The organism is Pseudomonas sp. TJI-51, assembly GCF_000190455.2.
Lineage (GTDB): Bacteria > Pseudomonadota > Gammaproteobacteria > Pseudomonadales > Pseudomonadaceae > Aquipseudomonas > Aquipseudomonas juntendi.
Map to the genome: position 1 here is coordinate 17527 of NZ_AEWE02000032.1, position 18377 is coordinate 35903.

Genomic DNA, 18377 nt, shown 5'->3' on the forward strand with positions numbered 1-18377 from the left:
ATGTCATTCAAGTGGTACAACCCGAGCACCTGGCGGTTCTTCGGCTACACCGACCCGACCACCGGCGACTACGTCGAGGTGGATCTGGAAGTAGGCGGCAAGACCACCGCCTCTGGCATCAAGGTCACGACCAAGTCCGCCTTGTCGATCAGCATGGTCTGGTCCTGCGTCAAGATCCTGTCCGAATCGCTCAGCGGCCTGCCGCTCAAGCTGTACGACGACAAGGACGGCAACCGGGCAATGGTCGACGGCAAGGATCGGGCGCAGAAGCTGCTGAGCAAACCCAACCCGTACATGACCCGGCTGAATTTCCTGAAGTTCGTGGTCGTGAACATGGCGCTGCGTGGCAACGCCTTCGCCCTGATCGAGCGCAACGTTCATGGCGACCCCATCGGGCTGATCCCGCTGGATGGAAGGATGGTCAGCATCGACACCGGTGACGACCTGCTCTACATGGTGACGCCCAGCAAGGGTGATCGCTTTCCGGTCTCGCCGGAGAACATGCTGCATTTCAAGCTGTTCAGCATGGACGGCATTACCGGCCTATCGCCAATCGAGCACCAGGCCGAAACCATGGGCCTGGCCAAGGCCGGCCAGCGCTGGTCGGCGCGATTCATGCGCAAGGGTGGCTTCACCGGTGGCTATGTCATCTACGAGCAGTTCCTGACCGAGGCTCAGCAGGCCATGGTCATGAAGAAGTTTCCCGACGTGCGCAAGGCCGACGCCGACGACATGGGCAAGATGGCCGTCCTGCAGGGCAACCCGAAGATCGTCCCGGCCGGCATCAGCCAGAAGGATGCGCAGTTCATCGAGTCGCAGCAGTTCCAGGAAGAAGCCCTGGCGGGCATCTACGGCGTCCCGCTGTGGCTGGCCAACCGCGCCGGCAAGACCTCGATCATGGGTTCGAACCTTGAGCAGCAGCTCACCGGGTATATCACCTTCGGCCTGAAGCCCTACATCGACGCCGTAGAGGACGAGCTCAACGACAAGCTATTCCGTACAACCACGCGCTTCGTCGAGTTCGTCGTCGAAGGGCTGCTGCGTGCGGACAGCGCCGGCCGGGCCGCCTACTTCCAGGCGGCGCTCGGCGGTTCGGGCGGCTCGGGCTGGCTGTCGATCGACGAGGTCCGCGAGAAAGAAAATTACCCGCCTCTGGGCGGCGACTATGCCCGGGTCACCCGGTGGGAGATGCAAAGCAATGGCGACTCTTGAGGTTCCGATCGAGCTCAAAGCGGTGGACGAGGCGGGCAACTTCGAGGCCTATGCCGCCGTGTTCAACAACGTGGACCTGGGCGACGACGTGATCCTGCCCGGCGCCTTTACCCGGGTGAAAGCCACGCGCGCTGGCAAGCTCAAGCTGGCGCTGTATCACGACTTGACCCGGCTGGTCGGCGCCGCCGACTACACCCAGGACGACCACGGTCTGCTGCTCAAGGGCCAGGTCAACCTGGGCGTCAGCTATGCCCGTGATGCCTACGAGCTGATGAAGGCCGACATCCTCGACAGCATGTCGATCGGCTTCAACACCATCAAGGCAGATTTCGAGGAGCGCGCCGGCCGGCGCGTGCGCGTCATCAAGGAGGCCGAACTCTGGGAGGCCTCCTTCGTACCGTTCGGCATGAACCCCGAGGCTCAAGTCCTCAGCGTCAAGTCGGACATCAGACTTTTCGAGAAGGCCCTGCGCGAACGCATGGGCCTCTCGCAGAAGGAAGCGGCGGCGGTCGCTTCGCTCGGCTACACCGCGCTGCGCCGTGACGGCGGCAGCGAGGCCACGGCGATCGTGGATGAGCTGAAAGAAATTTCCACCCTGTTCACCCACCATTTCGGAGTATCGCCATGAGCGAAGTGAAAGACATCAAGGAATCCCTGGAGCTGCAACTGAAGACCGGCTTCGGCGATTTGCAGAAAAAGTACGACGCGGCCATGGCCGAGGTCGAGAAAGGCAACCAGATCACCGGCGATCTGAAGAAGCAGATCGAGGACCAGAAGGGCGAGCTGCAGAAAGTCATCGACCAGGTCGTGGACCTGGAGCAGAAGGGTGTAAAGCTGCGTGGCCAGCCAGGCGAGGGCAAGAGCTTCATCGACCTGGTGAAGGGCGACGACAGCTACAAGAGCCTGCAGCAGAAGGGCTCCAGCCAGGCCAAGATCGAAGTCACCAAGTCCGACCTGGCCAGCATGAAGGAAATGAAGGTCACCAGCGCCGGTATCGTGGCGCCGAACTATGACCCGGTCATTCAGCCGGGCCTGCGGCAGGAACTGCGCATCCGCGACCTGCTGACAGCCATCCCGGTCAGCGGCCAGAGCTACACCTACTTCCGCGAGAACCTGCACACCCGCGGCGCGAAGCCCGTGGCCGAAGGCGGTTTGAAGCCGACCAGCAACGTCACCTTCACCACCGAAACCGACCGGGTAAAGAAAATCGCGGTGTGGATGCCGGCCACCGACGAGGTGCTGTCCGACGTGCCGCAGATGTTCGCTTACCTGCAGCAGTTGCTGCGCTACGACCTCAAGCTCGAGGAGGAGGCGCAGATCCTCAAGGGTGACGGTACCGGCGAGAATCTGAATGGCTTGATGACCCAGGCCACCAGCTACAACACCGCCTTGAGCAAGGCGAGCGACACGGCCATCGACCTGGTGCGTCGTGCGATCTACCAGGTGCGCAAGCAGTCGCTGATGTCGGCCGACGGCGTGGTGATGACCGAGCTGGACTGGATGAACATCGAGTTGCAGAAAGACGGCGAGAACCGCTACCTGTTCGCCAACCTGCAGGGCCTGGTCACGCCGATCCTGTGGGGGCGTCCGGTGATCACCTCGGACAGCATGGACGAGGGTGATGGCGACGCGGGCGGCGAGTTCCTGGTGGCCAACTTCGCCCGTTCGACCACGCTGTTCGACCGCATGGCCTACGAGTTCAAGATGGGCCTGATCAACGACCAGTTCATCCGCAACGAGGTCGCGCTGCTGGTCGAGGAGCGTCTGGGTCTGGGCGTGCGCCGCAAGGAAGCCCTGGTCAAGGGCAACTTCCCGGTCGCCGCTTAACCATTCTTCAAGGCCTGCACATCGCCGGCCTCTTTGTTTCAGGAGGCAGTATGCACATCAAAGCTCTGTGGGGTTTCGTCGGCAACGCTGAATTGCTGGGCGCCGACTCGGCCAAGGTCAAGCGTGGCCAGGAATTCGAGAAGGCCGATGACGAGTATGCCCACACGCTGCTGGGCAAAGGCCTTGCCGTTGAGCTGGATGCCAACGGCAAGCCGAAGGTAATCAAGCCCAAGGAAGCCAAGCCCGCGGCCCCGAAAGAGACCAAGTAAATGATCGACCTGGCCACCGTGAAAATGCACCTGCGGGTCGACGGCGACGAGGAAGACCCGTTGATTGGCGGCTACATCGAAGCCGCCAAGGCGCACGTCGAGCAGCACTGCGACCGGAAGCTGGTCGAGGGCGAACCCATTGAGCCAGAGCAGATGGGGCTCACCGGGGACGTGCAGCAGGCCATCTTGCTGCTGGTGGGGCATTGGTACGCCAACCGGGAGGCAGTGGCCGCGGGCGGGCTCACTTCCGTGCCGCTCGCTGTTGACCGCCTGCTCTGGTACAGGAAGCGATTCTGATGAGAGCCGGACCAATGAGGCACCGCTGCATTCTGGCCCAGGTCGTGCGTGAGCAGAACAGCACCGGCGGCTTCAAGGAGACCTGGCCGGCGACAGCTGAGGTGTGGGCCGAGGTCACGATGCCCACCGGACGGGTCATGCCCGTGGCGGAGCAGCTGCAGGCGACTGTCACCGCCGAGATCCGCATCCGGCCGCGAAAGGATATCGCCGCCGGCTGGCGGGTCACCGAAAAGCGCACCGGCATCACCTACAAGGTCGAGGCCGCATTGCTCAACAACGAACGGGACATGCTGCGGCTGCTGTGCTCCAGCGTCCCCAACCCATGAGGTGAACCATGAAAATTCGTGCACTGGGCCCGCTGACGGGCGCATCTGGTGAGCGCGAGAAGGGCGAAGAGTTCGAGGTGACCAAGGAGCAGGGCGAAGGCCTGATTGCTCGAGGCTACGCTGAGGCCGTGGTCGACAAGGCCGTCAAGCCAGCAAAGGCCGAACCAGCCAAGGAGTAGGTCATGGCGCGCCGCTCGAAGATGCGCGGCGACATCCGCCTCCGGCGGACGCTGCGCAACATCCACAAGACGATGGACAACGAGTTGGCCCCGGCGATGCGCCAGGCCGCTGAGCGGGTTCTGGCCACCCAGCAACAGCTGATGCCCAAGGACACGGGAGCAGCGGCCGCCGCGCTGAAGATCTACGTCGCGCCCAGCGGGCTGGATGCGCAGATCGGCATTCGAGGAAAGCGCGACAATCGAAAGTTCTTCTACCTGCGCTTCATCGAGTACGGAACCAAGGGCTACATCGGCGGCAAGCGCGCAGGGAGCCGGAACCGCCGCGCAACCAACAAGAGCGATGGCGAACACTTCTTCGGCAAATACCCGGATATTCCGGCCAGGCCGGCGCATCCCTGGCTACGCCCCTCCATCGACGTAAACCGGGAGTACGTCATGGCTGATATCGAGACGGCGGTGCGTCGAACGCTCCGCAAGGCAAGCCAGGGAGTAGGCAATGACTGATCCATCCCTGGCCCTACAAGAGGCCATCTTCGCCAGGCTTCAGGCGGAGGTGAGTTGCCCGATCTACGACGGTGCGCCCTTGAATGCGGAAATGCCATATGTGTCCATAGATCGAGAAGTTTCGGTCAACAACAGCCCGATCTCGGGCCGCAAGCGCGAAACGCGCCTGCTGTACCTGTCCGTCTGGTCTGATGCTGTCGGCCAGGCCGAAGTGAAGCGCATCAACGGCGAGGTGATCGCCGCCCTGGACGAGCGCCCGCTGCCGCTGGAGGTTGGCCGCGCTGTATCGGTACGCGTCATCCAGTCGGACGCCCAGCGGGATGCTGACGGCGTTACCTACCAGGGCTCGATCACGGTTCGCGTCATCACCACCCACTGATTCAACCACCGGCCGCGCTGCGGCTTTATCCAATGTGCCTTTGGAGGAACCCCCATGGCCGAAGACAACCTCAACACAGCCGCTGGCTGCCGCCTCTTCATTGGTGGTAAGACCGGCGCTGATACCGTAACCGAGTACGAGGCCGATACCTATGTCCGGGTGGGCGAGATCGAAGACCTCGGCGAGTTCGGCGACACCTTCAACCCGGTGAACTTCACCTCTCTGGATGATGGCCGTGTGCGCAAGTACAAAGGCACTGCCGATGCAGGCAACATGACCATGGTGGTGGGCTTTGACAGCGGAGACGCCGGTCAGAAGGCTGTAGCTGTCGCGCATAAAGACCGCTCCAAGGGTAACTACAACGTCAAGGTCACCTTGAATGACGGAGACCCTGACGCAACCCCTGCGATCCTGCCGACTACGTTCTATTACGGCGTGAAGGTAATGAATAACACCGTGGCAGCCGGCCAGGCCGACAACGTGGTGCGCCGTAACGTCACGCTGGCGATCAATACCGACATCATCGAAATTCCAGCCGGACCGGCCACCCCATGATCTACGGGGCTGGCCCCGTCCCACCCCTGCGAGAAATCCAATGAGCGAAGCCATGCACGGCACCGTCACGCTGGTGATTGGTGCCCGTAGTTACACCCTGAAGCCGACGCTGGATGCGGCTTTGCGTATTGAACACCGGTTCGGTGGTCTGCGCGGAGCGCTGGAATCGATGCGACTGATGAGCATCGCCGCCTGTGCTGACATCGTGATTGCTGGCGCCGACCTGAAACCCGACCAGCATCCGGTTATCGCCAGTGAGGTGTTCCACACCGGTGTGGCCAAGGTGTCTGGTCAGTTGACCGAGTTCATCACCGTTCTGCTCAACCCTGTACCGCCGAGTGTGGTTGCCAAGGGAAAGGACGAGGCGGCCAGCACAGCGCAGTGAAAAATGGCAGCTACGTTGACTACCTGTTCGGCGTAGCCACCGGCTGGCTTGGCTGGCCGCCTGAAACCGCCTGGCGTACTCCCATCCCCCAAATCATGCTGGCGCTTGACGCCCGTCTCGACTGGGCAGGTCGCGGTCAGGTTCAGCCATCTGGCCAGCCCGCGGCGCCGCGTAGCCCCGGCAGCGTGGCCGACAAGCTGAAGGCCTTCTTCCGAGGCCGTCAGCCAGAGTAGTTTGCCGCCTCCGGGCGGTTTTTTTATGCTTGGAGAATTGCATGGCCGATCAACAAGTCCAGGGCATGCTTGTCCAGATCGAGGCGACAACGGCTCAGCTACGCCGCGAGTTGGCAAGCGCTGACCAGGTGGTGGCGCGCAGCACGCAGGCGATCGACCGCAACCTGGCCACCGTCGATTCGGCTTTTGACAGGGCGGGTGCAGCGGCTGAGAGCGCTGGTGCACTGATGCGTGGCGCCTTCGCTGCTGTTGCTGGCGCCGGGCTGATTGGCGGCATCATCAAGCAGGTCGACGCCTACGGGCAGATGTCGGACCGCATGAAGGCTGCCGCGGGCAGTGCTGGCGAGTACCAGATGGTGCAGGAGCACCTGCTTCGCACGGCCCAGGAAACCTATCGGCCCATGGCCGAGGCCCAAGAGCTGTATATTCGCACTGCCGATGTCATGCGCAGCCTGGGCTTCAATACCCAGCAAACGCTCGACATCACCGACAGCTTCAGCTTCCTGCTGGTGACCAACGCGGCGGCCGCTGACAAGGCCGGCTCTGCGCTGGACGCCTACTCCAAGGCGCTGCAGACCGGCAAGGTTGAGGCTGATGGCTGGGTGTCCATTCAGGACGCAATGCCAACCATCGTCACTGCGATCGCCACTGCCACCGGCAAGAGCGCTGAAGAGATCCGTAAGCTCGGCGTGCAAGGCAAACTGTCGCTCGATGATATCAACACCGGCCTGCTGCGCACCGTGGAGGTCAACCGCAAGGCTGCGGCTGACATGTCCACCAGCGTGCAGGACGCGATGGTAAACATCAGTAACGCCATTCAGAACTTCCTGGGCGGCATGGAGGAGCAGACCGGAGCAGTTGCAGGCCTGTCTAGCGTGCTGATCGCCCTGGCCGACAACGTTGACCTGGTGGCGGTCGCCATGGGTGGCGCGGGCGCTGCGGCTCTTACCCTCTATGTAGCCAAGGCTGGCATGGCGCTGAAGGCCGCCCTGGCCCAGCGCATCGCGGAGGTCCAGAACGCACAGGCAGCACTGCGAGGCGCTGAAGCACAGCGCATCTATGCCCAGGCGCAGGTGCAGCAGGCGGAGGCCTCGGTAGCTGCCGCGACAGGCCTGCAGCGGCTCAATCTGGTTCAGACCCAGCTCTTGCCAAAACAGGCGGCGCTCACGGCATCCACCGAAGCGCTGACCATTGCCCAGGCCAACCTGACACGCGCCGCCACCGGCGGTCTGCTGTCGGCACTGGGCGGCCCGATGGGGCTGGCTTTGCTCGCCGGTACCGCAGCGGCCAGCTTCCTGTTACTCAGCGACAACGCCGACCAGGCGGGCGTCAGCCTGGACGACCTGCACAAGCCGGTTGCTCAGCTGCGAGAAGAGTTCGCCAAGCTCAACAAGGACCAGCGTGAAGCCTCGCTGGTGAAGTGGCAGCAAGAACAGGTCAATGCCGCTGACAAAGTGAAGGACGCCTATGGCGACCTGTCCCAGTCGATCCGATCGGCTGTGGTCACGGCCCCGGCGCGCGACTCTGGCGGCCAGTACAATCGGCAGTTGGCCGAATACCAAGGCCTGATCGATCGCCTCAATGAGGCGCGTGCCTCGGGACAGGGTTTATCGCCTGTGCTGCAGGAGGTAGCGACACGGCTGCAACTGCCGGCCAGCACGGTGCAGCAGTGGATCACCCAGGCGGGTGCCGTCAGCGACGCCGACCAGCGATCGAGCCTGATCGCGGAAACCCTGCGAGTGCTCACCGGTGTCACCGATGCGAACACCTCGGCCACCCAGGCGAACAATGCCGCCAAGGTCGGCATGAGTTCGGCGGGCCAGACGTATCTGGAAACGCTGCAGAAGCAGCTGGCCGGCCTGCAGGACAATGGCGACGCAATCAAGATCGCCAACCGCTACATCGCCGAAAACGCCGATCTCACCGAGACCGACCGACAGGCGATCCTTTCGGCGGCCAGCGCGATCGAGTCGCAGAAGAAGGCCAACAAGGATGCGACTGAAGGCAGCAAGGGCCGCACCAAGGCGCTGAACGACGAGGTCAAGGCGCTCGACGCGATCATCGACCGTGCGCTGCCGGAGAAGAAGCGCCTGGAGGACCTGGTCGAGGGCGTGCAGGGGCTGCGCAAGGCCCAGGCCGCCGGCAAGATCACCGCCGCCGAGATGGAGCTCGGCATCAAGAACCTGAACGCGGCCTATGCCGATCCGGAGTTGAAGAAACGGGCCGAAGAAGAGAGGAAGCTGGCGGAGATCCGGCGCAACAGCGCCGAAGCCTACCGCAAGGCCATGGAGGTGGTGCTGCAGACCCGGCAGGACGCAATCAATGCGGACGTAGCCGGCGTAGGCATGGGCGACGATCAGCGCGAACAGGCCGACCGGCTCAACGCTGTGCGGCAGAAGTATGCCGAGGCGCGCCGGCAGCTTGAAGAGCAGCAGGAGGATGTGTCGCGCCGGCTCAGCCAGGACGCCTATCAACAGCGGCTGGCGGACTTGGCTGACTACCAGGCGCGCGAGCTGCAGATGGAAGTCGACGGTTTCGACGCTCGCTTGCTGGCCCAGCGAGACTACCGCAACGGCGCCAAGCGAGCCTGGGCGAACATTCAGGCGGACGCGGCGAACGTGGCCGGCGCTACCGATGACATGCTCACCACCGGTTTCAAAACGGCCCGCGATGCCCTGGCCGAATTCGCCATCACTGGCAAGGCCAACTTCAAGGACTTCGCGTCGAGTGTCATCAACGACATGGCCAGGATCGCCAGCCAGCAGGCCGCCAGTTCACTATTGAGTGGCTTGGTCGGCATGGGCATATCTGCCGCCGGCAGTCTTTTTGGCGGAGGTGGTGGCAACGGCATGACTGCTGGCTCAGCCGGTGCTGTGTCTTCGAACCTGGGCGCCTCTCAAGCGGGCTATGGTGCTGACTATCTCAGCAGCTGGGCCGGCATCCGGCAGGCCAAGGGTGGCGCCTGGGATGGCGGTGTGCAGTTCTTCGCCAAAGGAGAGGCCTTCACAAACAGCATCCTCAACGCGCCGACCCCTTTCGGCCTTGCTGGAGGGGGCGTTGGCGTGGCGGGCGAGGCGGGTCCCGAAGCGATCATGCCGCTTGCCCGCGGCGCTGACGGCTCGTTGGGCGTGCAGATGGTGGGGGGCAGTGGTGGAGGTTCGACAATTGTGCAGGTCTCTGTACCGGTTGCAATAGCGCTGGAGGATCGAAGCTCTGAAGGGATGGAGTTAGATACCGCTGCTTTTCAGCAAAACATGGAGCGGCAGATGCAGGGCGTCGCTGATCGCGCGATTGCCGCTTCATGGCGTGCCGGCGGCGTTAGCTACCGCAACAGCAACGGGAGGCGCTGATGGCGATTGAGACATTCACCTGGGCTCCCGATGAGGAAGCCAGTGGCGACAGCACGCTCAGGACAAGGAAGTCCCAGTTCGGCGACAACTATGCCCAGGTCTCTAGCGACGGGCTCAATGCCGAAATCGACAGCTGGGATCTGACCTTTGGCGGGCTGGGCGAGGAAATCGCCCCAATCCTCGCCTTCATTCGTCGGCATAAGGGAGCCAAGGCATTCCTATGGACCAATGCCGAGGGGGATCTGGGCATGTACCGCTGCGAGAAGTTCCGTCAGCAGCGCAAGCCTGGCGGTATCACAAGCCTGACAACCACCTTCGAAAGGGCCTATCACCCATGAGCTTGATCACTCAGCTGCAGAAGCTGGAACCCGGCGCAGAAATACTGTTGTTCGAGCTGGACGGCTCCGATTTCGGAGCGGACACGCTGCGATTCCATGGGCACGCCATACCGCACACTCCCGAGGAGCTCGCAGCCGCTGGCGCGAATGCGGACCAGCTGCCGGCCAAGTCGATCTGGTGGCAGGGCAACGAGTACGGCGCCTGGCCGATGCAGATTGACGGCATCGAGGCGAACTCGGATGGAACGGCGGTGCGACCCACGCTGACGGTTGGCAACGTCAACGGGCGGATTACCGCCCTGTGCCTGGCCTTCGACAACCTGCTCGAGTTCAAGCTGACCATGCGTCACACCATGGCTCGGTACCTGGACGCTGCCAACTTCCCCGGCGGCAACGCTGAAGCTGACCCAGCCGAAGAGGCGATCGAGGTCTGGTATATCGACCAGAAAGTGTCAGAGAACGGCACTATGGTCGCGTGGGAGTTGGCCAGTCCCGGTGACGTTGGCGGTGAGACGATTGGCCGGCAGATGACCCAGCTATGCCACTGGGCAATGACTGCCGGATACCGTGGTCCGAACTGCGGATATACCGGCCCTTACTACGACCTGGATGGCAACCCCACGGATGACCCGGCCAAGGACCATTGCAACGGCTGCCTCGACTCAGGCTGTACCGTTCGCTTCGGCCAAGGCAACCAGCTGCCCTTTGGCGGCTTCCCGGCTGTTTCCCTCATCGCTCGGAGCTGACCATGCGTAAACACATCCTGGCAGCCGTGCAAGCGCACGCTGCGGCGGAATACCCAAGGGAGTGTTGCGGGCTGATCGTCACCGTTGGTCGCTCGCACCGCTACGTGCCGTGCGAGAACACAGCCGCCGATCCTGGCGAAGAGTTCCGCATTTCGCCAGAGCAGTACTCGGCAGCTGAAGACCAAGGCGAGGTGGTCGGCATCGTGCACTCGCATCCAGATGCCACCAGCAGGCCGTCCCCTCGTGACCTAGCCATGTGCGAGGCCACTGGGCTGCCGTGGCACATTCTGTCGTGGCCGGAAGGCGACCTGCGCTCCATCACGCCGACCGGCTACACGCCGCTGCTTGGCCGACCGTTCGTGCATGGCGCTTGGGACTGCTGGCAGGTCTGCGCGGACTGGTACCAGCGGGAATGGGGCCTCGACTTCCCGGCCTATAGCCGGGAGGAGGGATGGTGGGAGCAGGCCGACGGCCCGAGTCTCTATGAGCAGGCCTATGAGGCTGCCGGCTTCTACCAGGTCAGCCAGCCCCAGCGCGGCGACATGATCGTCATGGCAGTGGGGCGCACAGCTCACCCGAACCACGCCGGTATCTACCTGGGCGCCGACGCGCAGTTGCCTGGCGAGGATGGCCAAGTCTTCGGGCCTGGCCCATTCATACTGCACCACCTACTGGGGCGGCCATCAGAAATCGCCGTGTTTGGCGGGCCATGGCTCGATCGGACGCGCCTGGTGTTGCGCCACCGCGATGCCAAGTGATGGTACATTCCCGGCTTTCAAGGGAGGGAATTACATGAGAATTCTGATCAGTGCCTTGGCGGCAGTGTTACTTTCTGGGTGCGCAAGTGTTGCAGACACCCGGAGTAATCCGCCGCTTTTGACATTGGACTCAAAGAAGCCAGCCCGACAAGTCGCGGAGTGTATCCGCGATAGTTGGCAGAGCACCACGGTTCTCGGAGCCAGTGTCGGCGGAATTCTGCAATCTTCTGGAGATCGTTATTCGGTGCTAGCCCCTGACGCGCAGGCTCCTCTGCATCTGGTTGATGTTGAGCCAAGCAATGGGGGCTCCGTAGTCCGGTACCATTTCTATCGAACCTGGCAGTCGCCGCTTGAGCGAGTTACCGACGCTGTAAGCGCCTGTGCTCGTTAGTGGCTTCATTTTTTTTTCAGCCACCTCCGGGTGGCTTTTTTGTTTCTGGAGGAAAGTAATGACCGCACAGGCGATCGAGTATCAACCAATGACTACTGTGCTGCTTTACGGGAAGCTCCGCCAATTCGGGCGGTCGTTCAGGCTCTCCGTGCGCTCACCGGCGGAAGCGATCAAGGCACTCTGCATCCAGGTTCCAGGCTTCGAGAGGTTCATTGCGAATGCTAAGGCGGAAGGCCTTGAGTTTGCCATCTTCCGGGGGGAAAGAAATTTGGAAGAAAAGGAGCTCGGCTTTGGTGGCACAGGAGACATACGGATCGCTCCCGTAATCGCTGGCAGCAAGCGGGCAGGTCTTCTCCAGACAATCATCGGCGTTGCAATTGTTGCCCTGGCTTGGTGGAACCCGCTCGGCTGGTCTGCAGCTACCGCTCTTGCGGTTGGCATGGGCGGCGGCTCAATGGCGGTGGGCGGGGTCATCCAGATGCTGAGTCCCCAAGCCCAAGGTCTCAACATGAGTGGTTCGCCCGAGAACCTTCCGAGTTACGCCTTTGGTAGCGCCAAGAACACTACCGCCAGCGGAAACCCCGTCCCAATCTGCATCGGCGAGCGCCGATGGGGCGGGGCGATCATTTCGGCCTCTATCGAGGCGCAAGACAAGGCCTAGGGCCGATTCAGCTTACAGGCCGCCTCCGGGCGGTTTTTTATTGCCCGGAGGAAAGTATGGGCCCGACAGATCACCTGGTAATCACTGGCCACAAGGGCGGCGAGAGCAAGCCGAAGACTCCTGTTGAGGCACCAGACAGCCTGCAGTCCACGAACATCGCCAAGATCCTGCTGGCCGTGGGCGAGGGCGAGTTTGACGGTACGCCTACCGACCGAGACATCTACCTCGACAATACGCCGATCATGGATGCCAGCGGCAACGTGAACTTTCCCGGTGTGAAGTGGGAGTGGCGCTCTGGCTCCGTCGAGCAGGATTACATCCAGGGTATCCCTTCGATCGAGAACGAGACCACCGTCAACGTCGAACTGCGCAGCGACAACCCGTTCACCCGCGCGCTGAGCAACACCCAGCTTTCTGCGGTACGGGTGCGCATGTCTTGGCCGCGCCTTGTGCAGCAAGATAGCAGCGGCAACACCAACGGTTACCGCATTGAGTACGCCATTGACGTAGCCACTGATGGGGGCGCATACGTCGAAGCAAACCGGGGGGCTGTGGACGGCAAAACAACCAACGGCTACCAGCGCTCGGTGCGCGTCAACCTGCCGCCGGCGACCTCTGGCTGGATGTTGCGCGTGCGGCGAATCACCCCAAACGCCAACAGTGGCACCGTCGCGGATACGATGACCATCGCTGGTTACACCGAGATCATCGACGAGAAATTGCGCTACCCGAACACCGCGTTGCTGTACATCGAGTTCGACGCTCAGCAGTTCCAGAACATTCCGGCCGTCACCGTGAAATGCAAGGCCAAGCGCTGGCCAGTGCCCAGCAACTACGATCCGGTGGACCGCACGTACAGCGGCGTGTGGGATGGCACTTTCAAGCAGGCCTGGACCAACAACCCGGCGTTCGTGACCTACGGCCTGTGCGTCGAGGATCGTTTCGGCCTGGGCAAGCGCATCAAGTCGTGGATGGTCGACAAGTGGGAGATGTACCGCATCGCCCAGTACTGCGACCAGCTGGTGCCGGATGGTGTCGGCGGGCAGGAGCCGCGCTACCTGTGCGACATGAACCTGCAGGGCAGGGCCGAAGCCTGGACGCTGCTGCGTGACTTGGCGGCCATCTACCGGGGCATGGTGTACTGGGCCCATGGCTCGCTGTTCATGCAGGCGGACATGCCGCGCGCCCAGGACATCGATTACGTGTTCACCCGGGCCAACGTCATCGACGGCGACTTCGTCTATGGCGGCGCGGAGCGCAACACGCACTACAGTCGAGCCCTGGTCAGCTACGACAATCCGGCCAACAACTACGACACCGACGTCATTCCGGTGACAGACAACACGCTCCAGCGCCGGTACCGGGATCGCCCGGTGGAGATCTCTGCCATCGGTTGCACCCGTGCTTCCGAGGCTCAGCGCCGCGGCAAGTGGGCGCTGCTGAGCAACAGCCAGGACCGTACTGTCACCTTCAAGACCGGCATGGAAGGCCGTATCCCGCTGCCGGGCTACGTGATCCCGGTGGCTGATGAGCTGGTGGCGGGCCGTCCAAACGGTGGCCGGATTTCGGCGGCTGCCGGCCGCGTTGTGACCTTGGACCGTGACACGCCGATCAAGGCCGGTGATCGCCTGATCTTGAACCTGCCGAATGGGACTGCTCAGGCGCGCACCGTGCAATCGGTCGCTGGGCGCGCGGTCACGGTGACCACCGATTACGGCGTCCAGCCTGAACCTGAGCTGCAGTGGGCAATCGACTACGACGACCTGGCGGTGCAGTTGTTCCGCGTGCTGAAAACGACGCGCACCCAGGAGGGCGAGTACGAGATCACCGCGCTCGAGTTCAATCCGAGTAAGTTTGCAGCGATCGATACCGGTGCCAAGCTGGACGAGCGCCCGATCAGCGTCATCCCGGTGACCACCGTGCAGCCGCCGGTGAGCGTGACGCTTTCGTCTACCCACATGATTGATCAAGGCATCGCGGTCAGCACCATGACCATCGCTTGGCCGGCAGTGGAGGGTGCCGTTGCTTACGATGTTGAATGGCGCAAGGACAACGGCAACTGGATTCGTCTGCAACGCACCGGCGCTGCTTCGGTTGATGTGGTAGGAATCTACGCCGGCGCTTACCTGGCTCGGGTACGGGCGGTCAGTAGCTTCGACATCACGTCGATCTGGAAAAGCTCGAATCTGACTCAGCTGAATGGCAAGGAAGGCCTGCCGCCGGCCGTTACGTTCCTGGATACCGAAAGTCTGCTGTTTGGCATCGGCATCAAGTGGGGCTTTCCAGCGGGCGCCGAGGACACCCAGCGCACCGAGCTGTGGTACAGCGAGGGCACCGATCTGGGCTTGGCCACCAAGCTGGCCGACCTGGCCTATCCGCAGAACGAGCACGTCATGCAGGGCCTGCGCGCCGGGCAGCGTTTCTTCTTCTGGGCGCGCCTGGTTGATCGCACCGGCAACCTCGGCCCGTTCTTCCCGGAGGCCCCGGCAGTGGTTGCCGGAATGGCGAGCGCTGATGCTGGCGCGATCCTCGAGCAGATCAAGGATCAGATCACCGAGAGTGAACTGGGCCAGGAGCTCACCAGCCGCATCGACCTGATAGACAAGAATGGCCCTGGGTCGGTGAACGATCGGATAGGGACGGCCAAGACCGAACTGGCCCAGCAAATCAGTGAGGTGAACAACGCCCTCAACACCACCAAAGGCAACTTGCAGCAGCAGATCACCGCTGTGAGCGCTGATGTGTCGGCTGCCAAGGCCGACCTGCAGCAGCAGATCGCCAACGTCTCGGCCTTGGCCGGCTCGTTGCCGTACCGGAAAGACAAGGCCTACAGCGTCGGGCAAAGCGCCCTGGGCAGTGATGGCAAGTTGTACCAGGCCCTGAAAGCGGTACCGCTGAACACGCCACCGCCGAACGCCATCTACTGGACCGATGTTGGCCAGGCGGTGGTGACTGCCAACGGCATGGCCGCGCGCGTCCAGACCATGGAAACCAAAGTCGAAACCCTGGAGGGCGCCACCTCAGCCCAGGCCCAGCAGATCTCGGGCCTGCAGTCGAGCCTTACCACCACCAACGGCAACGTGTCGGCTGCCCAGCAGGCTGCGCAGGATGCGGCCACGCTGGCGGGCGGGAAGGGCAAGGTCATTGTTCAGTCGGCCGCGCCTGCCGTCGCCGACCGTCTGGCTCAGAACCTTTGGATCGACACCACCAGCAATGCCAACACGCCGAAGAGGTGGAGTGGCTCGGCATGGGTCGCTGTGACGGATAAGGTAGCAACCGATGCTGCCGCAGCTGCCGCCGGCGCATTGGCCTTGGCCCAGACTAAGGCCGACGCCACGGTAGTCAGCAGCCTGACCACCCGGGTCAGCGATGCCGAGGGCAAGCTCACGTCGCAAGCCACCCGCATGGACGGCATGCAGACCAGCATCGACGGCAAGGCCAGCTCGCAGGCGCTGCAGCAGGTGACCAGCCGCGTTACAGCGACCGAGCAGAAGGATGCCGCCCAGGACCAGCAGCTGGCATCGCAGAGCCAGGCATTAACTTCGCTGACCGACAGCGTGAGCAAAAAGGCCGATGCGTCAACTGTCCAAAGCTTGAACAACAGGGTCGATCAAAATGGGACGGACATCGCGGCCAACGGCCAAGCGCTAACATCTATCAGCACATCGTTGGGGGATCTGGGTGGCGAGAACCTTTTCTACAACCCTTCATTTGAGAGACCATCAGCAGCAGATCCAAATCTTGCAGAGGGTTGGCGCATCGGCGTTTCCGCTACGGCCACCTGGTCGTTGGTGGATTCCACAATCGCACCTGGCGGAAAAGCCCAAAGGATTGATGCATCTGGCTTCATCGCCGGAAGCGGATCAACTTTCATAGATCTGGCGTGCCGAAGTACGTCCTACCAACCCAAGGTCAGCGCTGGCCAGGTCTTGACTGTGTCTGCCGATGTGAAAGGCACTGCGGGCTTGTCCGTTCAGATTTTCTTCCAATTCAAGGACAGCGCCGGGGTCACGCTTGCCACTCACGGACCATCTGAACTGGTCTTGAGTGGCGTGCAGCAACGGGCGACCCTCACCTCCAAGGCTGCGCCTGCTGGATCGGTGGCAACCGAAGTGTTGCTTCGGCTCAGGTCGCCAGCGGGTAGCTCAGTGACGGCGGGATATGTCGAGTGGGATCGCGCTCAATGCGAAACTGGTACGGTGGCTTCAGGCTGGCGCGACAATGGATCCCTGCAACGCTTGGATATCGCAGCCAATGCTTCAGCAACCAGTGCATTGACAGGCAGGGTCGCTCAAAACGAGCAGGGGCTGTCGTCACAGGCCCAGCAGATCACTGGATTGCAAACCAGCTTAACAACCACCAACCAGAACGTAGCTACCGCTCAGCAAGCGGCTGCGGCAGCAAATACGCTGGCGGGTGGGAAGGGCAAGGTGATCATTCAGGCGGCAGCGCCGGCTGTCGATGATCGATTGGCGCAGAACCTCTGGATTGACACTACGAGCAATGCCAACACGCCCAAGCGGTGGAACGGCAGCTCTTGGGTTGCCGTCACGGACAAGGCGGCTACTGACGCGGCGGCGGCTGCACAGTCCGCGCTTAATCAGGTCGCTTTGAAAGCTGATGCATCGACAGTTCAATCCTTGAGCAACGCTGTAAACCAGCAAGGTTCGGCAATCACTGCCAATGGCCAGGCGATTACCGGCATTGATGCCTCACTGTCTACTGTGGGCAGCGACAACATGCTCTTCAATCCGTCCTTTGATCGCGGCACGGGGGCAGTGGCAGAACGTTGGCGCGTCGGCTACGCCAATAGCAGTTACAGCGGTTCTCTGGTCGTATCCACGTTAGAGCCAAGCGGCAAGGCGCAGCGCTTTGATGTGACCGGGCTCGTTCCGGGCTCGGGCTCGTCGTTCGTTGACTTGGCACCCTCTATCGGTGATCAGCCGCCTGTTTCCGCAGGCCAAATCTATGCCGCCTCGATCTATGTGCGGGGCACGCAAGGTCTACAGGCCCAGGTATTTGTCCAGTTCAAAGGGGCATCGGGAAATACCCTTGCGACGACGGGGCCAACGGGGCTTATGTTGGCAGATGCTTGGCAGAGGGTGGCTGTCAGCCCTGCGACTGCACCTGTGGGGGCAGTGTCGGTGGATATCCTGTATCGTGTTCGCGCGGCGTCGGGAAGCGCAGTTTCGGCAGGGTTCGTAGAGTGGGATCGCGCTCAATTTGAGAATGGAGATCGCGTCACCGGCTGGCGGGACAATGGGCTTGTCGCCGCAGCGGATATCGCTACCAATGCTTCTGCTACTTCGGCGTTGACGGCCAGAGTTGCTGTTGCTGAATCTGGACTCACCAGTGCCTCAACCCAGCTGACCCAGCTCAAAAACAGCATTGGTGATGTCGGGGGCGAGAACCTACTGTACAACCCATCATTTGAGAGGCCGCTGGCAACAGACGCCAATATCGCAGATGGCTGGGTGGCGAGGGGGCCGGCATCCGCTGTATTGAGCTTGGTTGATTCGACGCTGGAGCCCGGCGCCAAAGCCCAAAGGCTCGATGTATCAGGCCTGGTGGCTGGGTCAGGTTCTGCATACATTGACTTTGCGTTGCGCAGTGCCACTCAGCCAAAACTCAGTCCGGGCCAAATTTCCACTGTATCTACGCACGCCCGGGGTACACCCGGTCTGGCCTTGCAGATGTTCTTCCAGTTCAAGAACGCTGCCTCTGCCACGATCGGTACCCATGGCCCGGTGAGCGTTCTGCTGGGTGGCACGTGGAAACGCGCCTCGTACACCTCGCAGGCGGCGCCCGCCGATACCGTCACTACGGACATCTTGTTGCGCGTTCGTTCTGACGATGGCAGCAACGTTACAGCCGGCTGGGTTGAGTTTGATCGCGCACAGCTTGAGTTGGGCGCGTCCATGTCTGGCTGGAAAGACAACGGCCGGGTCGCAGCTGTTGCTGCCAGTG

Annotated in this window: 18 protein-coding genes; all 18 read left to right on the plus strand. The window is 62.2% G+C overall.

What is annotated here, in order from left to right:
• Positions 1 to 1212 (plus strand): phage portal protein, encoded by a 1212-nt coding sequence (locus tag G1E_RS07360; RefSeq protein ID WP_009681831.1) that lies wholly within the window; start codon positions 1 to 3, stop codon positions 1210 to 1212.
• Entirely contained in the window at positions 1199 to 1840 is a 642-nt protein-coding gene (locus tag G1E_RS07365) for an HK97 family phage prohead protease (RefSeq protein WP_009681830.1), read from the plus strand. Before G1E_RS07360 ends, G1E_RS07365 begins: the two co-directional genes overlap by 14 nt.
• On the plus strand, positions 1837 to 3039 hold the full coding sequence (locus G1E_RS07370) for a phage major capsid protein (RefSeq protein WP_009681829.1): 1203 nt from the start codon (positions 1837 to 1839) through the stop codon (positions 3037 to 3039). Before G1E_RS07365 ends, G1E_RS07370 begins: the two co-directional genes overlap by 4 nt.
• A gap of 50 nt (positions 3040 to 3089) precedes the next feature.
• Entirely contained in the window at positions 3090 to 3308 is a 219-nt protein-coding gene (locus G1E_RS07375; protein WP_009681828.1) for a hypothetical protein, read from the plus strand.
• Positions 3309 to 3605 carry a head-tail connector protein gene (locus G1E_RS07380; RefSeq protein WP_047149730.1) on the plus strand — a complete coding sequence of 99 codons (297 nt, stop codon included), beginning with the start codon at positions 3309 to 3311 and terminating at the stop codon, positions 3603 to 3605.
• Complete coding sequence (locus G1E_RS07385) at positions 3605 to 3931, plus strand: phage head closure protein (protein ID WP_029885586.1); 327 nt, start codon at positions 3605 to 3607, stop codon at positions 3929 to 3931. Before G1E_RS07380 ends, G1E_RS07385 begins: the two co-directional genes overlap by 1 nt.
• An 8-nt stretch (positions 3932 to 3939) precedes the next feature.
• Positions 3940 to 4110 carry a hypothetical protein gene (locus G1E_RS28645; protein WP_009681825.1) on the plus strand — a complete coding sequence of 57 codons (171 nt, stop codon included), beginning with the start codon at positions 3940 to 3942 and terminating at the stop codon, positions 4108 to 4110.
• Positions 4111 to 4113: 3 nt separating this feature from the next.
• A complete protein-coding gene (locus tag G1E_RS07390) occupies positions 4114 to 4614 on the plus strand; it encodes an HK97 gp10 family phage protein (protein ID WP_009681824.1) in 501 nt (166 codons plus the stop codon).
• On the plus strand, positions 4607 to 4993 hold the full coding sequence (locus G1E_RS07395) for a DUF3168 domain-containing protein (protein ID WP_009681823.1): 387 nt from the start codon (positions 4607 to 4609) through the stop codon (positions 4991 to 4993). Before G1E_RS07390 ends, G1E_RS07395 begins: the two co-directional genes overlap by 8 nt.
• Positions 4994 to 5047: 54 nt before the next feature.
• Positions 5048 to 5548 carry a hypothetical protein gene (locus G1E_RS07400; protein ID WP_009681822.1) on the plus strand — a complete coding sequence of 167 codons (501 nt, stop codon included), beginning with the start codon at positions 5048 to 5050 and terminating at the stop codon, positions 5546 to 5548.
• A 40-nt stretch (positions 5549 to 5588) separates the two neighbouring features.
• Entirely contained in the window at positions 5589 to 5933 is a 345-nt protein-coding gene (locus G1E_RS07405) for a hypothetical protein (RefSeq protein WP_033690111.1), read from the plus strand.
• Positions 5930 to 6166, plus strand: a complete 237-nt coding sequence (locus G1E_RS29300; protein WP_009681820.1) for a hypothetical protein — start codon at positions 5930 to 5932, stop codon at positions 6164 to 6166. Before G1E_RS07405 ends, G1E_RS29300 begins: the two co-directional genes overlap by 4 nt.
• A 41-nt stretch (positions 6167 to 6207) precedes the next feature.
• Positions 6208 to 9516 carry a phage tail tape measure protein gene (locus tag G1E_RS07415; protein ID WP_047149731.1) on the plus strand — a complete coding sequence of 1103 codons (3309 nt, stop codon included), beginning with the start codon at positions 6208 to 6210 and terminating at the stop codon, positions 9514 to 9516.
• Positions 9516 to 9854 carry a phage tail protein gene (locus G1E_RS07420; RefSeq protein ID WP_009681815.1) on the plus strand — a complete coding sequence of 113 codons (339 nt, stop codon included), beginning with the start codon at positions 9516 to 9518 and terminating at the stop codon, positions 9852 to 9854. The genes G1E_RS07415 and G1E_RS07420 overlap by 1 nt, the downstream gene beginning before the upstream one ends.
• Positions 9851 to 10600 carry a phage minor tail protein L gene (locus G1E_RS07425; protein ID WP_009681814.1) on the plus strand — a complete coding sequence of 250 codons (750 nt, stop codon included), beginning with the start codon at positions 9851 to 9853 and terminating at the stop codon, positions 10598 to 10600. Before G1E_RS07420 ends, G1E_RS07425 begins: the two co-directional genes overlap by 4 nt.
• A 2-nt stretch (positions 10601 to 10602) precedes the next feature.
• Entirely contained in the window at positions 10603 to 11358 is a 756-nt protein-coding gene (locus tag G1E_RS07430) for a C40 family peptidase (protein ID WP_009681813.1), read from the plus strand.
• A 449-nt stretch (positions 11359 to 11807) separates the two neighbouring features.
• Complete coding sequence (locus G1E_RS07435) at positions 11808 to 12410, plus strand: tail assembly protein (protein ID WP_009681812.1); 603 nt, start codon at positions 11808 to 11810, stop codon at positions 12408 to 12410.
• Positions 12411 to 12466: 56 nt separating this feature from the next.
• Positions 12467 to 18377: host specificity protein J (locus tag G1E_RS27385; protein ID WP_256220434.1), on the plus strand; the 5911-nt coding region annotated here is incomplete at its 3' end.

Excerpts from the sequence above, each read along its gene's own strand:
- G1E_RS07415 (WP_047149731.1), top strand. The coding sequence starts at position 6,208 with ATGGCCGATCAACAAGTCCAGGGCATGCTTGTCCAGATCGAGGCGACA.
- G1E_RS07405 (WP_033690111.1), top strand. The coding sequence starts at position 5,589 with ATGAGCGAAGCCATGCACGGCACCGTCACGCTGGTGATTGGTGCCCGT.
- G1E_RS07365 (WP_009681830.1), top strand. The coding sequence starts at position 1,199 with ATGGCGACTCTTGAGGTTCCGATCGAGCTCAAAGCGGTGGACGAGGCG.
- G1E_RS07420 (WP_009681815.1), top strand. The coding sequence starts at position 9,516 with ATGGCGATTGAGACATTCACCTGGGCTCCCGATGAGGAAGCCAGTGGC.
- G1E_RS07390 (WP_009681824.1), top strand. The coding sequence starts at position 4,114 with ATGGCGCGCCGCTCGAAGATGCGCGGCGACATCCGCCTCCGGCGGACG.
- G1E_RS07425 (WP_009681814.1), top strand. The coding sequence starts at position 9,851 with ATGAGCTTGATCACTCAGCTGCAGAAGCTGGAACCCGGCGCAGAAATA.
- G1E_RS07400 (WP_009681822.1), top strand. The coding sequence starts at position 5,048 with ATGGCCGAAGACAACCTCAACACAGCCGCTGGCTGCCGCCTCTTCATT.
- G1E_RS28645 (WP_009681825.1), top strand. The coding sequence starts at position 3,940 with ATGAAAATTCGTGCACTGGGCCCGCTGACGGGCGCATCTGGTGAGCGC.
- G1E_RS07380 (WP_047149730.1), top strand. The coding sequence starts at position 3,309 with ATGATCGACCTGGCCACCGTGAAAATGCACCTGCGGGTCGACGGCGAC.
- G1E_RS07430 (WP_009681813.1), top strand. The coding sequence starts at position 10,603 with ATGCGTAAACACATCCTGGCAGCCGTGCAAGCGCACGCTGCGGCGGAA.
- G1E_RS07435 (WP_009681812.1), top strand. The coding sequence starts at position 11,808 with ATGACCGCACAGGCGATCGAGTATCAACCAATGACTACTGTGCTGCTT.
- G1E_RS07395 (WP_009681823.1), top strand. The coding sequence starts at position 4,607 with ATGACTGATCCATCCCTGGCCCTACAAGAGGCCATCTTCGCCAGGCTT.
- G1E_RS07375 (WP_009681828.1), top strand. The coding sequence starts at position 3,090 with ATGCACATCAAAGCTCTGTGGGGTTTCGTCGGCAACGCTGAATTGCTG.
- G1E_RS07385 (WP_029885586.1), top strand. The coding sequence starts at position 3,605 with ATGAGAGCCGGACCAATGAGGCACCGCTGCATTCTGGCCCAGGTCGTG.
- G1E_RS07360 (WP_009681831.1), top strand. The coding sequence starts at position 1 with ATGTCATTCAAGTGGTACAACCCGAGCACCTGGCGGTTCTTCGGCTAC.
- G1E_RS07370 (WP_009681829.1), top strand. The coding sequence starts at position 1,837 with ATGAGCGAAGTGAAAGACATCAAGGAATCCCTGGAGCTGCAACTGAAG.